Source organism: Streptomyces sp. Xyl84, assembly GCF_059731885.1.
Window position 1 is genome coordinate 6,003,923 of sequence record NZ_AP029182.1, and the last position, 13,726, is coordinate 6,017,648.

Here is a 13,726-nt window from a genome sequence, read left to right on the forward strand (position 1 = left end):
AGGGGCTGACGCGAGCGGTCGCGGCGGGTAGAACTCCCCCTGATGACCACCACACTGCGGCCCACCGAGCCGATCCAGCAGAACGCCGACGGGACCCGTTCGCGCCGCTACCAGGTCTGCGTGAACAGCCGGCCCGTCGGCGTGACCCACCTGTCGACCCACCCCGTCTTCGGACCGGCCGTCGCCCGGATCCTCGAACTGCGCATCGACGCACCCGACCGCGGGCGGGGCCGCGGCACGGTGGCCGCGCTGGCCGCGGAGGAGGTGGCGCGCGGCTGGGGCTGCCGGCGCATGGAGATCAGCGTGCCCGCCACCGCCGAGGACGCCGCGCTCCGGTGGGTGACGGCCCTCGGCTACGTCCAGCGCAACCGCGGCATGGAGAAACAACTCGGCGCGAGCGCGCCCGAACTTCCCGCGGGAAGCCGGGGCAGACCGATGACGCAGGACGAGTACGGGCCCTGGCTCGACCACGGCAAGGCCACCTACACGCAGACCTGGATCGACCGCGGCGTGCCCGCCGACGAGGCGCACGCCAAGTCGGAGACCGATCACGCGAGGCTGCTCCCGCAGGGTCCGGCGACCCCCGGCGTGCTGCTCAGCGTCCTGGAGCACGAGGGCACCCCGGTCGGCACCCTGTGGCTCTCGATCGACGAGGACAGGGCCTTCGTCTACGACGTCGAGGCCGACGCGCGCTTCCGCGGCCGGGGCCACGGCCGGTCCCTGATGCTGCTCGCCGAGGCGCAGGCGGTGGCCGCCGGCAAACGCGTCGTGGGCCTCAACGTCTTCGCGGGCAACACCCCCGCGGAGCGCCTGTACGACTCCCTCGGCTACCGCCCGGTCCTTTACGCCCTCTACAAGGAGCTGCCGTAAGGAACTGCTGTCGGGAACTGCGGTGGGACCGCCGCAGGGGAACCGTCAGTCTCCCGCCGGGCCGGACTCCGCCAGCAGGCCGTCGACGATCTCCTCGATCCGCTCGCGCAGACCCTCCTGGCTCTTGCCGCCGTCCAGACGCTCGCCGCCCACGACGTACGTCGGCGTGCCCGTCACCCCGATCGCCTTGCCCTCGGCCTGGTCGGCGTCCACGACCAGGATGTGCCGGCCGTCGATGAGCGCGGTGTCGAACTCCTCGGCGTCCAGGCCCAGTTCGCGGGCCACCTCGACGAGCAGCGGTTCCCCCTTGCGCCCCAGCTCCTCGGCCCGGGCGAGCACCGCCTCCACGTACGGCCACAGCCGGCCCTGCTCGGCGGCCTCCTCCGCGGCCTGCGCGGCAGCGAAGGCGTGCTGGTGCTTGTCCAGCGGGAAGTGCCGCAGCCGCAGCTCCAGCCGGTCGCCGTAGCGGTCGCGCAGGGCGCGCAGGTCGGCCAGCGCGCTGCGGCAGTCCGGGCACTGCAGTTCGCACCAGACCTCGAGAACCGGGACCATGCGTGCGGAGGAGGAGTCGTTCATGGCTCCAGTCTTCCAGGCCCGCCGCGCAGGACCCAATCACCGCCCGCAACGGCACCTGGGAAGGAGGCGACCCGGAGATGTCCCTGATCTCCCGCCCGGACATCGCCTCCCGGCCCCCGGAAGGGGCAGGATGGAAGGGACGAACCGCCCCGACCGCCGAGCGCCCGCATGGAGGACCGGATGATTGCCGAGACCGTCTGTTCCGCCGTCTCCGCGGCCGGCCTGGGCATCGCCGCGGTCACCGCCTACCGCAGGCGGTTCCTCGCGGCGGCCCGCATCGCCGCCTACTCCCTGGTCCCGGTCGCCCTGGTGATGACCGGGATCGTCGGCTGGCTGACCGCCACCGCCTTCAGCCCGACCGCCTGGGCCGGCTTCGGTCTGCTCGGCTGTGCCTGGGTCCTCTTCGCGACCACCCGCGCGGTCGAGCGCCGCCGGGGCGGCACGCGCAAGGAGCGCCGGGCGGCGGCCCGTGCCGAGGCCCAGGACGCGGTGGCTCCGGCGGCCCCGGCCCCCTCCCTCGGCGCCGCCGGCCGGCCCGCAGGCCCCACCGCCCGCCCGTCCGCCACTCCTGCCGGGCGCCCCGCCTCGCGTCCCGCGTCCGCGCCCCGCGCCGAGGAGGACTTCAGCGACATCGAGGCGATCCTCAAGAAGCACGGCATATGACCTGGCATGTGAGCGGCGCGTGAGAGCGGTCCGGGGCGCGTGCGGCAGGGCGGTCCGAGGGCGCCTTCCGTAAGTGGTCCCGGAAACGATCAGGCCCGCACCCCATCCGAAGCGAAGATCACGGAAACCGCGGCGTCCCGGACATTTCGTGCGTGTTGATCGCGCCGTGGGTGCCGGCTGCGTCATCATCGCCGCGAGATGGTGGACACGACCCAGAGCGAGGCCGCGCCGCAGAAGGACAAGCCGCGCGGGTGCCTCTTCGCCCTTTCCCAGCCGCCGCTGATGATCTTCCTTGCGGTGATCGGGAGTCTGCTGCTCATGGCTGCGTTGCACGACCTGCTGTTGCTGTGAGCCGTACGCGTGGCTCCTCGGCGTCACCCGCCGGGGACCACGACATGGCGGAGAGAGCCCTCGCAGATCAGCCCGCCGCTTCCTTGCGCCGCGCCCGGTACGCGGCCACGTGCAGCCGGTTGCCGCAGGTCCGGCTGTCGCAGTAGCGCCGCGAGCGGTTGCGGGAGAGGTCGACGAAGGCCCGCCGGCAGTCGGGCGCCTCGCAGCGCCGCAGCCGTTCCTGCTCGCCGGCCACCACGAAGAACGCCAGCGCCATGCCGCAGTCCGCCGCCAGGTGGTCGGCGACCGACGCGCCGGGCGCGAAGTAGTGCACGTGCCAGTCGTACCCGTCGTGGTCCGTCAGCCGCGGAGTGGTACCCGCCGCGGCCACCAGCTCGTTGATCATTCCCGCGGCCGTACGGGAGTCGGGGGCCGAGAAAATGCCGGCGAAACGGCCGCGGATCCGGCGGACCGCCGAGAGATCGAACTCCGAGAGGAGCCCGACATCGCTCATGTCGTGTTTTCGCACGAAGTCCGCGAGCCCCGCGACATCGGCCAGCCCGTCCGGCGCCGCGTCGTCCTCCGGTGCGGTGTTCACCAGATCCACCACGGTGTCGAGCGCACACCGGGTGTCGTGGGTGATCAGCACGTTTCGCTCCCTGGCCTGGGGATCGGGCACACGCCCGCCGATGCAGGCCGATGGTAGTGGCTGTGGTGCCGCCGCAGGCGCGGGCGCACGGGAGCGCACCGGTGTCGGCCCCCGACGGGGAGACCGGCACCGGTGCGCTCTGTGTGCGGTTGTCCTGGCCCGAGCCGTCTCCCCGAGTGGACGGCAACGGGCAGCTCGAAGGGCCTCGACGGCCTACCGCTAACTCTCCGCGAGGATGTGCGACAGCTCCTGATCCAGATCGAAGTGCCGGTGTTCCGTGCCCGGGGGCACGGCAGCGTCCGTCCGCTTCAGGAAGGACTCCAGGGCCCGCGCAGGGGCCTCGAGCAGGGCCTCGCCCTCCGGAGAGCTCAGGGCGATGCACACGACGCCCTGACCATGACTGCGCGACGGCCAGACTCGGACGTCGCCGGTTCCCGTGGGACGGTGAAGCCCCTCGGCGAGGAGGTCGCGGGCGAACACCCACTCGACGGTCTCCTCGGCTCCGGTGTGGAAGGTGGCGTGCACGGCGTAGGGGTCGGCCGTGTCGTACCGCAGGCCTGCGGGGACAGGCAGGGAGGACTCGCTCGACACAACGAGGCGCAGGTGCAGCTCGCAGCTGACCGTGGTGTTCATAAGCGCCAGGGCCTTTCGCTCAGTGTGCGCTCGGGGATTCGCACGTCGGCGAAATCGACATGCCACCTACGGTGCCGTTGTAAACCCCTCTGAGTGTTTTGCCTGTCTTTACGTAACTCTTCCGGCGGAGAACCCGTTCGGGCGGTACGGCCATTCCGGTGACAGGTTTCTCTCCGGTAGGGTTCAGCCACATGAATACGGGGAGTGACCGGCCGGGCGAGGTTGCCGGAGCGTCGGACGGAGCGAAGATGGAGGCGGAGGCGGACCACGGGCGGGACCGGCGCGGCCTCGGGTCACGTGCACCGGAATTCATCCGGTCACGCCGCGTGCTCCACGTGAGCTGGCAGGTCGGTGTCTTCGTCGTCGGCCTGGCGGTCGTGGTGACCGGCGTCATCCTGCTCCCGCTGCCCGGCCCCGGCTGGGTGGTGATCTTCGGCGGCATGGCCATCTGGGCGACCGAGTTCGTCTGGGCCCAGCTGGTGCTGCGCTGGACCAAGCGCAAGGTCACCGAGGCGGCCCAGCGGGCGCTCGACCCGAAGGTGCGCCGCCGCAACATCATCCTGACGGTGATCGGGCTCGTGATCATCGGCGTGCTGGCCGGCGTCTACCTCTGGAAGTTCGGTCTCGTCATGCCCTGGAGCATCAAGAACCAGTGACCGGCTCCGACCGGCCCCTGGCCGGGGCCGAGGGGTGCGCGCGTCCGGCGCGTGCCGCCGCCGCCCCGGCCGGACCGGCCCGCCCTCCTCGCGCCCCCGTGGTGCCGGGCACACCCTGACATGCGGTAATGTTCTTCCTGCGCCCGGGCGATTAGCTCAGTGGGAGAGCGCTTCGTTCACACCGAAGAGGTCACTGGTTCGAACCCAGTATCGCCCACCCGGAACGGCGGCCCGTCTGCGATCACGCAGGCGGGCCGCCGTCGTCTGCGCCCGCACCCGCCTCACACCCCTGCCCGCACCGCGCCGCGGCGGTGGCCTCAGCCGGTCCCGGCCCCGCCTCCGCAGGCCCGGCCTTCTGCCCGGCCTGGCTTTCGCCGGCTCCGGCCGGCCGCCCTCACTGAGGGGCGGGGGTGGTGCGGGATGCGCGCGGCGAACCCCGGCCCCGCGGTCGCTCGGTGACGGCCCGTTACTTCAGAGGGAGTCAGGGAGCACGCCGAGAGGGCCGCGCGGAGCCGGTGCTGCTTCATTGCCGCCTTCGAGAAGAAGTATCCGAAGATCGGTGAAGACGGACTTTCGGGACCGTCTCTTTTCCCGCGAGAAGTGCCGCGCACGGACCTCCCGCGGAAATCCCCGGCGGTTACCGCGCGGTTTTTCCAATACCCCGTCACTTTTCATCGCCGCGTACGGCCGCGTACGCCGCGTCACGCCGGGCAGGGCGGGTGAGGCAAGGAAGAGGCCGTGCGGCGCGGTGGCGGCGGGGCAGACTGAGGCGCATGGACTGGACCCACTACCGCTTCCGCAGCCTGTGGCCCGTGCCCGCACCGCCCGCCGCCGTGTACGGCGCGCTGGAGCGGGTCGAGGACTACCCCCGGTGGTGGCGCCAGGTGCGGGAGGTCCGGCGGACCGACGCGACCACCGGCGTCATCCGGATCCGCTCCCTCCTTCCGTACGACCTGATCTTCACCGCCCGCGAGGTGCGCCGCGATCCGGCGGCCGGGGTCCTGGAGGTGGCGATGAGCGGGGACGTGGACGGCTGGGCGCGCTGGACCCTGACCGCGCTGGGCACCGGCACCCTGGCCCGCTACGACCAGGTCGTCGACGTGAACAAGCCGCTGCTGCGGCGGTTCGCCGTGCCGGGCAGGCCGGTCTTCCGGCTCAACCACCGCCTCATGATGCGCTCCGGACGGCGCTCACTGGCCGCGCACCTCGGAGCGGTTTGAAGGAAGGCCGCGGCGCCCTGTATTGTTCAGTGCGTTCCCGGGCGATTAGCTCAGTGGGAGAGCGCTTCGTTCACACCGAAGAGGTCACTGGTTCGAACCCAGTATCGCCCACCGGGAAAGGCCGGTCCGCATCGTCGGACCGGCCTTCTTCATGTCACCGCGGGCGACTGCGGCCGCGGTGGTTCTTCAGGCCGCCGCGGGCAGCTGGGGCCGCAGCGGCCAGGACGGGTCCACCGTCTCCTCCGCGCCGGTGCGCGCGAACCACGCCTGCAGCCCGCGCGCCTGGGCCGCGTGCCAGCCGGTCTGCAAGGTGTGCAGCTCGGTGGGGGACAGGCGCTCCAGGCGGGCCGCGAAGCGGCGGCCGAGCGCCCGGACCACCTCCATCGCGGCCAGCGCGTCCGCCGCCGCGTCGTGCGCGTCCGCGAGCGTGACCTCGTAGTGCGCGCACAGATCGGTGAGGGTGCGCCGGCCCTTGCGGTAGCGGTCCAGGTGCTTGTCCAGCACCCGCGGATCCAGCACGCACAGCGGCGACGCCTCCAGCCGGCGGCCCAGCGAGGAGGCGCGGTGCCGCCGCAACTCCCGGTCCAGCAGCGTCAGATCGAACGGGGCGTTCATCACCACGAGCGGGCGGCCCAGGGCGGCCTGTTCCGCCAGTTCCTCGGCTATCTCGTGCATCACCGGGGCCGGCCAGCGCCCGTTGCGGTGCAGATGGTCCTCCGTCAGCCCGTGCACCGCCGTCGCGGCCTCGGGCACCGGCACCCCGGGATTCACCAGCCAGCGCCTGGTGCGCGGGCGGGCGCCCGGGGCGTCCTGGACGACGACGGCGGCCGACACGATGCGGTCGGTCTCGACGTCGACGCCCGTGGTCTCCGTGTCGAAGGCGGCCAGCGGCCCCTCGTACCAGCAGCACGTCATGTCGACCACAACTCCTCGCTCCACCAAGGCGGCTGACGTGCCGTCCGCCGCCCGATCCGGTGATACCCGGGCCGTTTGCGCCGTACGCCGGAAGGAGACAACAGGAGTACGGGTCTTTGCAGTTCACGGCCCGCTCCCGGGACCGGGGCCGCGCGCTCCGCCGGTCCGCCCGGCACGTCCCGCATGTCATTCGGCGCGCACTCGGCGGTCCACCCGGCGACCGCTCCGTAATTCCCTCGGTCCGGAAGGCTGTCGGTCATGGTGATGGCGCAGCCCGAGCGGGGCGGGCTGCTGCCCGACCGCGCGGGCAGCAGGCGCGGCACACTCGCCACCACCGCCTGCATGGAGACACTGCAGGTGGGTTATCTGCACGCGGTCGCCGCCGCGGCCGGCTGCTCGCTGTCGCAGCCCTTCCCGGACAACGGCATCGACTGGCACGTCAGCCACAGCGCCCCCGGTCACACCGTCGACGACGAGGTGACCATCAAGGTGCAGCTGAAGTGCACCTACCAGATCCCGCCCCACCCGCCGGGCCCGTACTTCTCCTTCACCCTGGACAACGCCCACCTGGTGAAGCTCGCCCGCACCCCGGTCTCGGTCCACAAGATCCTGGTCGTGATGATCGTGCCGCGCTCCCAGGACCAGTGGCTGCGCGCGGGACACGACCGGCTCGATCTCAGGCACTGCTGCTACTGGGTCAACCTCGCCGGCCACCCCGTCACCGGCCGGCACCGGACCACCGTGCGCATACCGACCTCGCGCATCTTCGACGACCGGGCCCTGTGCGAGATCATGACGCGGGTCGGGACGGGAGGCAGACCGTGACGCACCGCCCCCTCGACGAGCCGCGGCGCCCGGCGCAGCCGCACCCCGTCGGCACCCCCCTGGACCGCACCCCCCGCCCCGCCGACGTCGACCCGGCCGTGCTCGCCGCGCTGCTGCACCGGCACGGCTGGCAGCGCCGCGGCGGCGCCGCCGGGCACTACGGCCGCTGGACCCCGCCCGGGCCGGGCGCCGCCGCCACGAGCCTGCTGGTGCCCGTCAGCCGTGCCTTCCCCGACAGCGACGACCTGCTCGGCGAGGCGCTGGACGCCCTGACCCGCAGCCGGACGCCGTCCGCACGCGCCGTGCTGGCCGCGCTCGCCGTACCCAGCGACGAGATCCACTGGTGGCGGGACGTGCCCGGAGGCCCTGCGGGGACCGCGCCCTGGACCGTCGAGGAGCGGCTGCGCTCCGCCGCCCGGCAGACCCTGCTCGCCGCCGCGCTCGCCACCCGCGCGCGGACCGGCTACCACGGCGCACGGCACCGCCGCCCGGCCGCCGCCTGCCTCGGCCACGTCCTGGTCGGGTCCGCGGCCGGCGGCGCCGGCCTCACCGCGCTGGTGCCGGTCGACCCCGCCCGGCCGCTCGCCGTACGGCTCCACCAGGCCGTCTACGCCGTCCGCGAGGCCATCGACTACCGGCGGGCCACCGGCGCCATGGACGCCTTCGACGGCGCGGTGCGGGCCGGTGCCAGCCGCGAGCTGACCGAGGCGCTGGTCGCGCTGGTGCGCGGCGCCGAGGGCGCGCGGATCGCGGTCGACTGGGCACCGGCCGCCGGCGTCCCGGCGGACTGCGCCGCCACCGAGGCCGTCGAGTTCTCTCCCGGCGACCTGCCCGTCCTGCGCGACGCCGGGGCCCGCTACCTGCGCGCCGAGCCGTCCGTGCCCGTGCGCGTCACCGGTGCGGTGGTCAGGATGCGCAGGACCCAGCCGCACGGCGAGGGCACCGTGCGGCTGCGGGTGCTCTCCGGAGCCGAGGTGCCCTACGTCCGCGTGACCCTGGACGAGGAGGACTACCGCACCGCAGGCCACGCCCACCTCGTGGGCCTGCCGGTGCGGGTGCGCGGACGGCTGGAGAGCAGGGGCGGCTTCCGCCGGATCACCGGCGCGTGCGAGGTCGTCCCCGTGCGGGTGGACGACGAGGAACGGGACCGGCTGATGAAGTCGCTGAAGGAGGAGCCGGAGGACACCGACTTCTTCGGGGCCCCGGGCCCCGGGCCGGAGCGCGCCCCGGGCGCCTGAGAAAGAACCGTTTCGCGGAGGGCACCCCTGTCTCGGTACCATCCCAGTGCGCGCGCTCCCGGTATGGCGCCGCACCCCACCTGCAGTCAGGAGAGACCGGTGTCAGACGTCCGTGTGATCATCCAACGCGATTCCGAGCGGGAAGAGCGCACGGTGACGACGGGCACCACGGCCGCCGACCTCTTCGCCGGCGAGCGCTCCGTCGTCGCCGCGCGCGTGGGCGGCGAGCTGAAGGACCTGGCGTACGAGGTGCAGGACGGCGAGACCGTCGAGGGCGTGGAGATCTCCTCCGAGGACGGTCTGAACATCCTGCGCCACTCCACCGCGCACGTCATGGCCCAGGCCGTGCAGGAGATCTTCCCCGAGGCCAAGCTGGGCATCGGCCCGCCGGTGCGGGACGGCTTCTACTACGACTTCGACGTCGAGCGGCCGTTCACGCCCGAGGATCTCAAGGCCATCGAGAAGAAGATGCAGGAGATCCAGAAGCGCGGCCAGAAGTTCGCCCGCCGCGTCGTCACCGACGAGGCCGCCCGCGAGGAACTGGCCGACGAGCCGTACAAGCTGGAGCTGATCGGCCTCAAGGGCTCCGCCTCGCACGACGACGGCGCGGACGTCGAGGTCGGCGCCGGTGAGCTGACGATCTACGACAACCTGGACGCCAAGACCGGCGAGCTGTGCTGGAAGGACCTCTGCCGCGGTCCCCACCTGCCCTCCACCCGGCTGATCCCGGCGTTCAAGCTGATGCGCAACGCCGCCGCCTACTGGCGCGGCAGCGAGAAGAACCCGATGCTCCAGCGCATCTACGGCACCGCCTGGCCGTCCAAGGACGAGCTGAAGCAGTACCTCGACTTCCTCGCCGAGGCCGAGAAGCGCGACCACCGCAAACTGGGCAACGAGCTGGACCTGTTCTCCATCTCCGACCAGATCGGCTCCGGTCTCGCCGTCTTCCACCCCAAGGGCGGCACCATCCGCCGGGTCATGGAGGACTACTCGCGCCGCCGCCACGAGGAGGAGGGCTACGAGTTCGTCTACACCCCGCACGCGACGAAGGGGAAGCTCTTCGAGACCTCGGGCCACCTGGACTGGTACGCCGACGGCATGTACCCGCCCATGCAGCTCGACGAGGGCGTGGACTACTACCTGAAGCCCATGAACTGCCCGATGCACAACCTGATCTTCGACGCACGCGGCCGCTCCTACCGCGAACTGCCGCTGCGCCTGTTCGAGTTCGGGACCGTGTACCGGTACGAGAAGTCGGGCGTCGTGCACGGCCTGACCCGCTCGCGCGGCTTCACCCAGGACGACGCGCACATCTACTGCACGCGTGAGCAGATGGCCGAGGAGCTCGACAAGACCCTCACCTTCGTGCTCAACCTGCTGCGCGACTACGGCCTGACCGACTTCTACCTGGAGCTGTCCACCAAGGACCCGGAGAAGTTCGTCGGTTCGGACGAGGCCTGGGAGGAGGCCACCGAGACCCTGCGCCAGGTCGGCGAGAAGCAGGGACTCGAACTGGTCCCGGACCCGGGCGGCGCCGCCTTCTACGGCCCGAAGATCTCCGTCCAGGTCAAGGACGCGATCGGCCGGACCTGGCAGATGTCGACGGTCCAGCTCGACTTCAACCTGCCCGAGCGCTTCAACCTGGAGTACACGGCCGCCGACGGCTCCAAGCAGCGCCCGGTCATGATCCACCGCGCGCTCTTCGGCTCCATCGAACGCTTCTTCGCCGTGCTCCTGGAGCACTACGCGGGCGCGTTCCCGGCGTGGCTGGCGCCGGTGCAGGCGCTCGGCATCCCGATCGGCGACGGGCACGTGGAGTACCTGGAGAAGTTCGCCGCCGCGGCGAAGAAGAAGGGCCTGCGCGTCGAGGTCGACTCGTCCTCCGACCGCATGCAGAAGAAGATCCGCAACGCCCAGAAGCAGAAGGTGCCCTTCATGGTCATCGCGGGCGACGAGGACATGGCGAACAACGCCGTCTCCTTCCGCTACCGCGACGGCTCCCAGGAGAACGGCATCCCCTTCGAGGACGCCATCGCGAAGATCGTGAAGGTCGTCGAGGAGCGGGCGCAGGTCTGATCCGGCACCGGTGACCGGGCGTCCGTGACCGGACCCCTGTGAACCGGCGCCGGCACCGGGGAACCGGCCCGCGAAGGCCTCCGGGAAGCTCAGCTCCCCGGGGGCCTTCGCTCCTCGCCCGGCTGCGCGAAGCGCTGCATCAGCCAGGACGAGAACGACCCGGTCACCGCGCCCAGCAGCGCCAGCCCGCAGCCCATCAGGACGACCGCCACCAGCCGGCCCGCCGGGGTCACCGGCGTCACGTCCCCGTAGCCGACGGTGGCCAGCGTGGAGCACGTCCACCACACCGAGTCGCCGAAGGTGCGGATCGTGGCGTGCGGGGCACGGTGCTCCAGGCCGTACACGGTCAGGGATCCGGCCAGGCCGAGCAGCAGCGCCGACAGGCCGGCGTACAGCATCACCCGTGCCTGCAACGGCCACCGCGGACCCCCGCGCCGGCGCTGCACGGCGTCGTAGACCCGCAGGATCCGCACCGGCCGCAGCAGCGGCAGCAGGACGACCAGCGTGTCCAGCCAGTGCCGGCGCACGAAGCGCACGCCCTGGCCGCTCAGCCGCCAGCGCACCCCGTAGTCGACGGCGAAGACGGCCCAGCTCGCGGCCAGCACCGCCCAGCAGCCGCCGGCCAGTGCCCCGGGCAGGCCCTGGCCGAGGATCAGCACCGCGTACGAGGCGAGGTAGAGCAGGGAGGCCACCGCGAGCGGGGCGTCCACCCGCCGCTCCCAGCGGGTCACAGGGCTGTCGTCGTCCACCGGCCAAGCTTGGCCGCACATCCTGTTCCGGGCGCCCCGCCGACACGCCGTGAACCGCCGAAGCCATATGCTGCCTTGCATGACGAGTGAGCCGGAGCAGCAGATCGGAGTGGGGACGCAGGACGCGTTCCAGCGTCTGTGGACGCCCCACCGGATGGCCTACATCCAGGGCGAGAACAAGCCGACCGGTCCAGGGGCGCAGGACGGCTGCCCCTTCTGCGCCATCCCGGCCAAGTCCGACGAGGACGGCCTGATCGTCCGGCGCGGCGAGCAGGTGTACGCGGTGCTCAACCTGTACCCGTACAACGGCGGCCACCTGATGACCGTGCCCTACCGGCACGTCGCCGACTACACCGACCTCACCGAGGCGGAGACCGCCGAGCTGGGGGAGCTGACCAAGCAGGCCATGCGGGCCCTGCGCACCGCCTCCGGCGCCCACGGCTTCAACATCGGCATGAACCAGGGCTCGGTGGCCGGCGCGGGTATCGCCGCCCACCTCCACCAGCACATCGTGCCCCGCTGGGGCGGCGACACCAACTTCATGCCGGTGGTCGGCCACACCCGTGTCCTGCCGCAGCTGCTCGCCGACACCCGCAAGATGCTGGCGGAGGCCTGGCCGGCGTAGCCGCCGGCCCCGGCCCCGCCGCCTCCTCGGGCCGCCTACGCGTCGTACAGGTCGGCCTTCTTGGGCGACACGTCCTGGACGGCGCCGCTGAGCACCGAGGAGCGGTTGCCGAACTTCTCCACGTCCACGCCGTTGTCCCGCAGGACCTTCAGCGCCGCCGCGTGGACCACCCGCAGCACGGGGGTGGCGGCGCGCAGGGCGTCGTCGGCCATGAAACGGTGGCGCCAGGGCTGGTCGGCCCAGGCGTGCCGCAGGCCGAACGGTTCGGGGAGGACCAGGCTGCCGCCGAGCCAGTTCAGCAGCGGCGGGTACCAGGTCAGGGGGGCGCGGGCGGCGAGCCGTACCACCTCGTCGGTGTCGACCAGGGGCAGCTTCACCTTGCGGGTCTCCCAGAACCGGAGCGCCTTCTGCACCTCCTTCTCCTTGGCGGCGGGCTTGCCGTTGAAGAGCGGGTTGACCGGGCCGAGGGCATGGCCGGTGACCTCGATGCGCAGGGTGTTGTGCAGCACCGTGACGGTGATCATCATGGTGATCACCAGGTGGCCGTCCCACAGGGTCCACTGCACCCCGAGGTAGTGGCGGTCGCCGCTGCCGAACTGCTGCTTGTTGCAGATGTCCTGCACGGCGTGGCTGCGCACGGTGTACGCGTCGACGTCCGCGCCGCCGGGCCGGGCGACCTCCTTGGCGTTCTCCCCGATCGGCGTGACGATCCAGTGCGTGATCGTCGGCTTGGGGAAGCCGCCGGTGTTGATGGAGGTGCGCTCCAGCATGCCCAGGCCGCCCTGGATGGCGGTGATCACGTCCCAGCTGCGGAACGGGTGGAACTCCTTGCCCGGGTCGGCCGACACCAGGTCCTCGGCCAGCTGCCAGCTGCCCCAGCGGGTGCCCATGCCGAGGATGCCCTTGGGGCCGGCGTAGAAGACGGAGTTGGAGCGCTGCTCGGCGCTGAGCCGGGCGAGTTCCTTGCGGACCTGCTCGGCGGCGTCCCCCGGGTTGCCGGGGACCGCCTCGGGGATCTTGGCGCCGACCCCGCCGCCGGAGAGCAGGCCCTCCCAGCGGTCCCGCAGGTCCCGCGCGGTGCGCTCACAGATCCGCTTGGCCCAGAACCAGCCGACGACCGGCATGACCACGGCCGCGCGCGCGTACCACGCCCAGAAGCCGTGGAAGGGCATCTTGACCAGGAAGAGCACGGCGAGCGCGCCCATGGCGACCAGCAGGGTGGTGGCGAGCATCCCGGCGCGCTTGTCCTCCCGCCTGCTCATCGTGGTGCGCAGCACGAACACCAGCAGCCACACCAGGAAGCCGGGCAGGAACAGCAGCCCGCACAGCACCGTCACCGCCGAGAGCCAGTTGTCGCGCTCGCGGCGGATGCGGTGGGCCGCCAGGCAGTGTTCCACGACGACCTGGGGTTCCAGACCGAAGGACTGGATCAGCGGCTTGCGGCCGGCGCCCAGCATCCGGTCGATCACCGCGCGGGAGAACGCCTCGCCCAGGCGCGGGCGGAGGATCCTCGCCCACGGGCGGGGCGGCTTGACCGTGGACTGGTGCCACTCGTTGTCGGCTTCCTTGATCTTGTCCACTTCGTCGTCACGGTAGGCGGCGGCGGCCAGCGCGAAAGTCGCCGCCGTCTGCCCCGCCGCACCCGACAGGGGAACCTGAGCCCCTGGACTGAAATCGAATCCGTCCGTCACCGCCGCCCCC

At 72.1% G+C, this 13,726-nt stretch carries 15 protein-coding genes and 2 tRNA genes; 11 read left to right on the top strand and 6 right to left on the bottom strand.

Translation table 11 applies throughout. The annotated features are described in order from the left end of the window. The first annotated feature begins 42 nt into the window (after positions 1-42). Entirely contained in the window at positions 43-870 is an 828-nt protein-coding gene (locus AC6I72_RS26095; protein ID WP_498003572.1) for a GNAT family N-acetyltransferase, read from the top strand. A gap of 45 nt (positions 871-915) precedes the next feature. On the opposite strand, the gene AC6I72_RS26100 is transcribed toward AC6I72_RS26095, so the two are convergent. Next, a complete protein-coding gene (locus tag AC6I72_RS26100; protein WP_498003573.1) occupies positions 916-1,446 on the bottom strand; it encodes a DsbA family protein in 531 nt (176 codons plus the stop codon). Positions 1,447-1,626: 180 nt separating this feature from the next. Between AC6I72_RS26100 and AC6I72_RS26105 the strand changes: the two genes are divergently transcribed. Together AC6I72_RS26105 and AC6I72_RS26110 are read left to right on the top strand one after the other, a co-directional pair. Beyond that, positions 1,627-2,109, top strand: coding sequence for a hypothetical protein (locus AC6I72_RS26105; RefSeq protein WP_498003574.1), 483 nt, complete (start codon positions 1,627-1,629; stop codon positions 2,107-2,109). 198 nt (positions 2,110-2,307) lie between these two features. Beyond that, entirely contained in the window at positions 2,308-2,460 is a 153-nt protein-coding gene (locus AC6I72_RS26110) for a hypothetical protein (RefSeq protein ID WP_199811652.1), read from the top strand. 67 nt (positions 2,461-2,527) lie between these two features. Here the strand turns inward: AC6I72_RS26110 and AC6I72_RS26115 are convergent, their stop codons facing one another. After that, positions 2,528-3,088, bottom strand: coding sequence for a CGNR zinc finger domain-containing protein (locus AC6I72_RS26115; protein WP_366726813.1), 561 nt, complete (start codon positions 3,086-3,088; stop codon positions 2,528-2,530). 219 nt (positions 3,089-3,307) lie between these two features. Next, complete coding sequence (locus tag AC6I72_RS26120) at positions 3,308-3,721, bottom strand: SsgA family sporulation/cell division regulator (protein WP_004002642.1); 414 nt, start codon at positions 3,719-3,721, stop codon at positions 3,308-3,310. Positions 3,722-3,912: 191 nt separating this feature from the next. Here AC6I72_RS26120 and AC6I72_RS26125 point away from each other — a divergent pair, with 191 nt between their 5' ends. The 4 genes from AC6I72_RS26125 to AC6I72_RS26140 all read left to right on the top strand — a co-directional run bounded on the left by AC6I72_RS26125 (position 3,913) and on the right by AC6I72_RS26140 (position 5,708). Then, positions 3,913-4,377 carry a TIGR02611 family protein gene (locus tag AC6I72_RS26125; protein ID WP_498003575.1) on the top strand — a complete coding sequence of 155 codons (465 nt, stop codon included), beginning with the start codon at positions 3,913-3,915 and terminating at the stop codon, positions 4,375-4,377. A gap of 145 nt (positions 4,378-4,522) precedes the next feature. Beyond that, a tRNA-Val gene (locus tag AC6I72_RS26130) sits at positions 4,523-4,594 on the top strand. A gap of 556 nt (positions 4,595-5,150) precedes the next feature. Then, a complete protein-coding gene (locus AC6I72_RS26135; protein ID WP_498003576.1) occupies positions 5,151-5,597 on the top strand; it encodes an SRPBCC family protein in 447 nt (148 codons plus the stop codon). A 39-nt stretch (positions 5,598-5,636) separates the two neighbouring features. Further along, positions 5,637-5,708, top strand: a tRNA-Val gene (locus AC6I72_RS26140). Between the two features lie 75 nt (positions 5,709-5,783). Here the strand turns inward: AC6I72_RS26140 and AC6I72_RS26145 are convergent. Then, positions 5,784-6,512, bottom strand: coding sequence for a 3'-5' exonuclease (locus tag AC6I72_RS26145; protein ID WP_037860251.1), 729 nt, complete (start codon positions 6,510-6,512; stop codon positions 5,784-5,786). A 258-nt stretch (positions 6,513-6,770) separates the two neighbouring features. On the opposite strand from AC6I72_RS26145, the gene AC6I72_RS26150 reads away from it, so the two are divergent. The 3 genes from AC6I72_RS26150 (at position 6,771) to thrS (ending at position 10,651) form a co-directional block, all read left to right on the top strand. Then, on the top strand, positions 6,771-7,337 hold the full coding sequence (locus tag AC6I72_RS26150) for a DUF4365 domain-containing protein (RefSeq protein ID WP_498003577.1): 567 nt from the start codon (positions 6,771-6,773) through the stop codon (positions 7,335-7,337). Continuing rightward, a complete protein-coding gene (locus tag AC6I72_RS26155) occupies positions 7,334-8,575 on the top strand; it encodes a hypothetical protein (protein WP_498003578.1) in 1,242 nt (413 codons plus the stop codon). Before AC6I72_RS26150 ends, AC6I72_RS26155 begins: the two co-directional genes overlap by 4 nt. A 99-nt stretch (positions 8,576-8,674) precedes the next feature. Then, the gene (gene thrS / locus AC6I72_RS26160) at positions 8,675-10,651 is read left to right on the top strand and encodes a threonine--tRNA ligase (protein WP_498003579.1); all 1,977 of its coding nucleotides are present in this window, start codon (positions 8,675-8,677) and stop codon (positions 10,649-10,651) included. Between the two features lie 89 nt (positions 10,652-10,740). Here thrS and AC6I72_RS26165 read toward each other — a convergent pair whose 3' ends face one another. Beyond that, complete coding sequence (locus tag AC6I72_RS26165) at positions 10,741-11,400, bottom strand: potassium channel family protein (protein ID WP_498003580.1); 660 nt, start codon at positions 11,398-11,400, stop codon at positions 10,741-10,743. Positions 11,401-11,467: 67 nt separating this feature from the next. Between AC6I72_RS26165 and AC6I72_RS26170 the strand changes: the two genes are divergently transcribed. Next, complete coding sequence (locus AC6I72_RS26170; protein ID WP_498003581.1) at positions 11,468-12,025, top strand: HIT family protein; 558 nt, start codon at positions 11,468-11,470, stop codon at positions 12,023-12,025. Positions 12,026-12,060: 35 nt separating this feature from the next. On the opposite strand, the gene AC6I72_RS26175 is transcribed toward AC6I72_RS26170, so the two are convergent. After that, on the bottom strand, positions 12,061-13,716 hold the full coding sequence (locus tag AC6I72_RS26175; RefSeq protein ID WP_498003583.1) for an AbeC-like domain-containing protein: 1,656 nt from the start codon (positions 13,714-13,716) through the stop codon (positions 12,061-12,063). Positions 13,717-13,726 lie beyond the last annotated feature (10 nt).

Excerpts from the sequence above, each read along its gene's own strand:
- AC6I72_RS26095 (WP_498003572.1), top strand. The coding sequence starts at position 43 with ATGACCACCACACTGCGGCCCACCGAGCCGATCCAGCAGAACGCCGAC.
- AC6I72_RS26100 (WP_498003573.1), bottom strand. The coding sequence starts at position 1,446 with ATGAACGACTCCTCCTCCGCACGCATGGTCCCGGTTCTCGAGGTCTGG.
- AC6I72_RS26105 (WP_498003574.1), top strand. The coding sequence starts at position 1,627 with ATGATTGCCGAGACCGTCTGTTCCGCCGTCTCCGCGGCCGGCCTGGGC.
- AC6I72_RS26110 (WP_199811652.1), top strand. The coding sequence starts at position 2,308 with ATGGTGGACACGACCCAGAGCGAGGCCGCGCCGCAGAAGGACAAGCCG.
- AC6I72_RS26120 (WP_004002642.1), bottom strand. The coding sequence starts at position 3,721 with ATGAACACCACGGTCAGCTGCGAGCTGCACCTGCGCCTCGTTGTGTCG.
- AC6I72_RS26125 (WP_498003575.1), top strand. The coding sequence starts at position 3,913 with ATGAATACGGGGAGTGACCGGCCGGGCGAGGTTGCCGGAGCGTCGGAC.
- AC6I72_RS26135 (WP_498003576.1), top strand. The coding sequence starts at position 5,151 with ATGGACTGGACCCACTACCGCTTCCGCAGCCTGTGGCCCGTGCCCGCA.
- AC6I72_RS26145 (WP_037860251.1), bottom strand. The coding sequence starts at position 6,512 with ATGACGTGCTGCTGGTACGAGGGGCCGCTGGCCGCCTTCGACACGGAG.
- AC6I72_RS26150 (WP_498003577.1), top strand. The coding sequence starts at position 6,771 with ATGGTGATGGCGCAGCCCGAGCGGGGCGGGCTGCTGCCCGACCGCGCG.
- AC6I72_RS26170 (WP_498003581.1), top strand. The coding sequence starts at position 11,468 with ATGCTGCCTTGCATGACGAGTGAGCCGGAGCAGCAGATCGGAGTGGGG.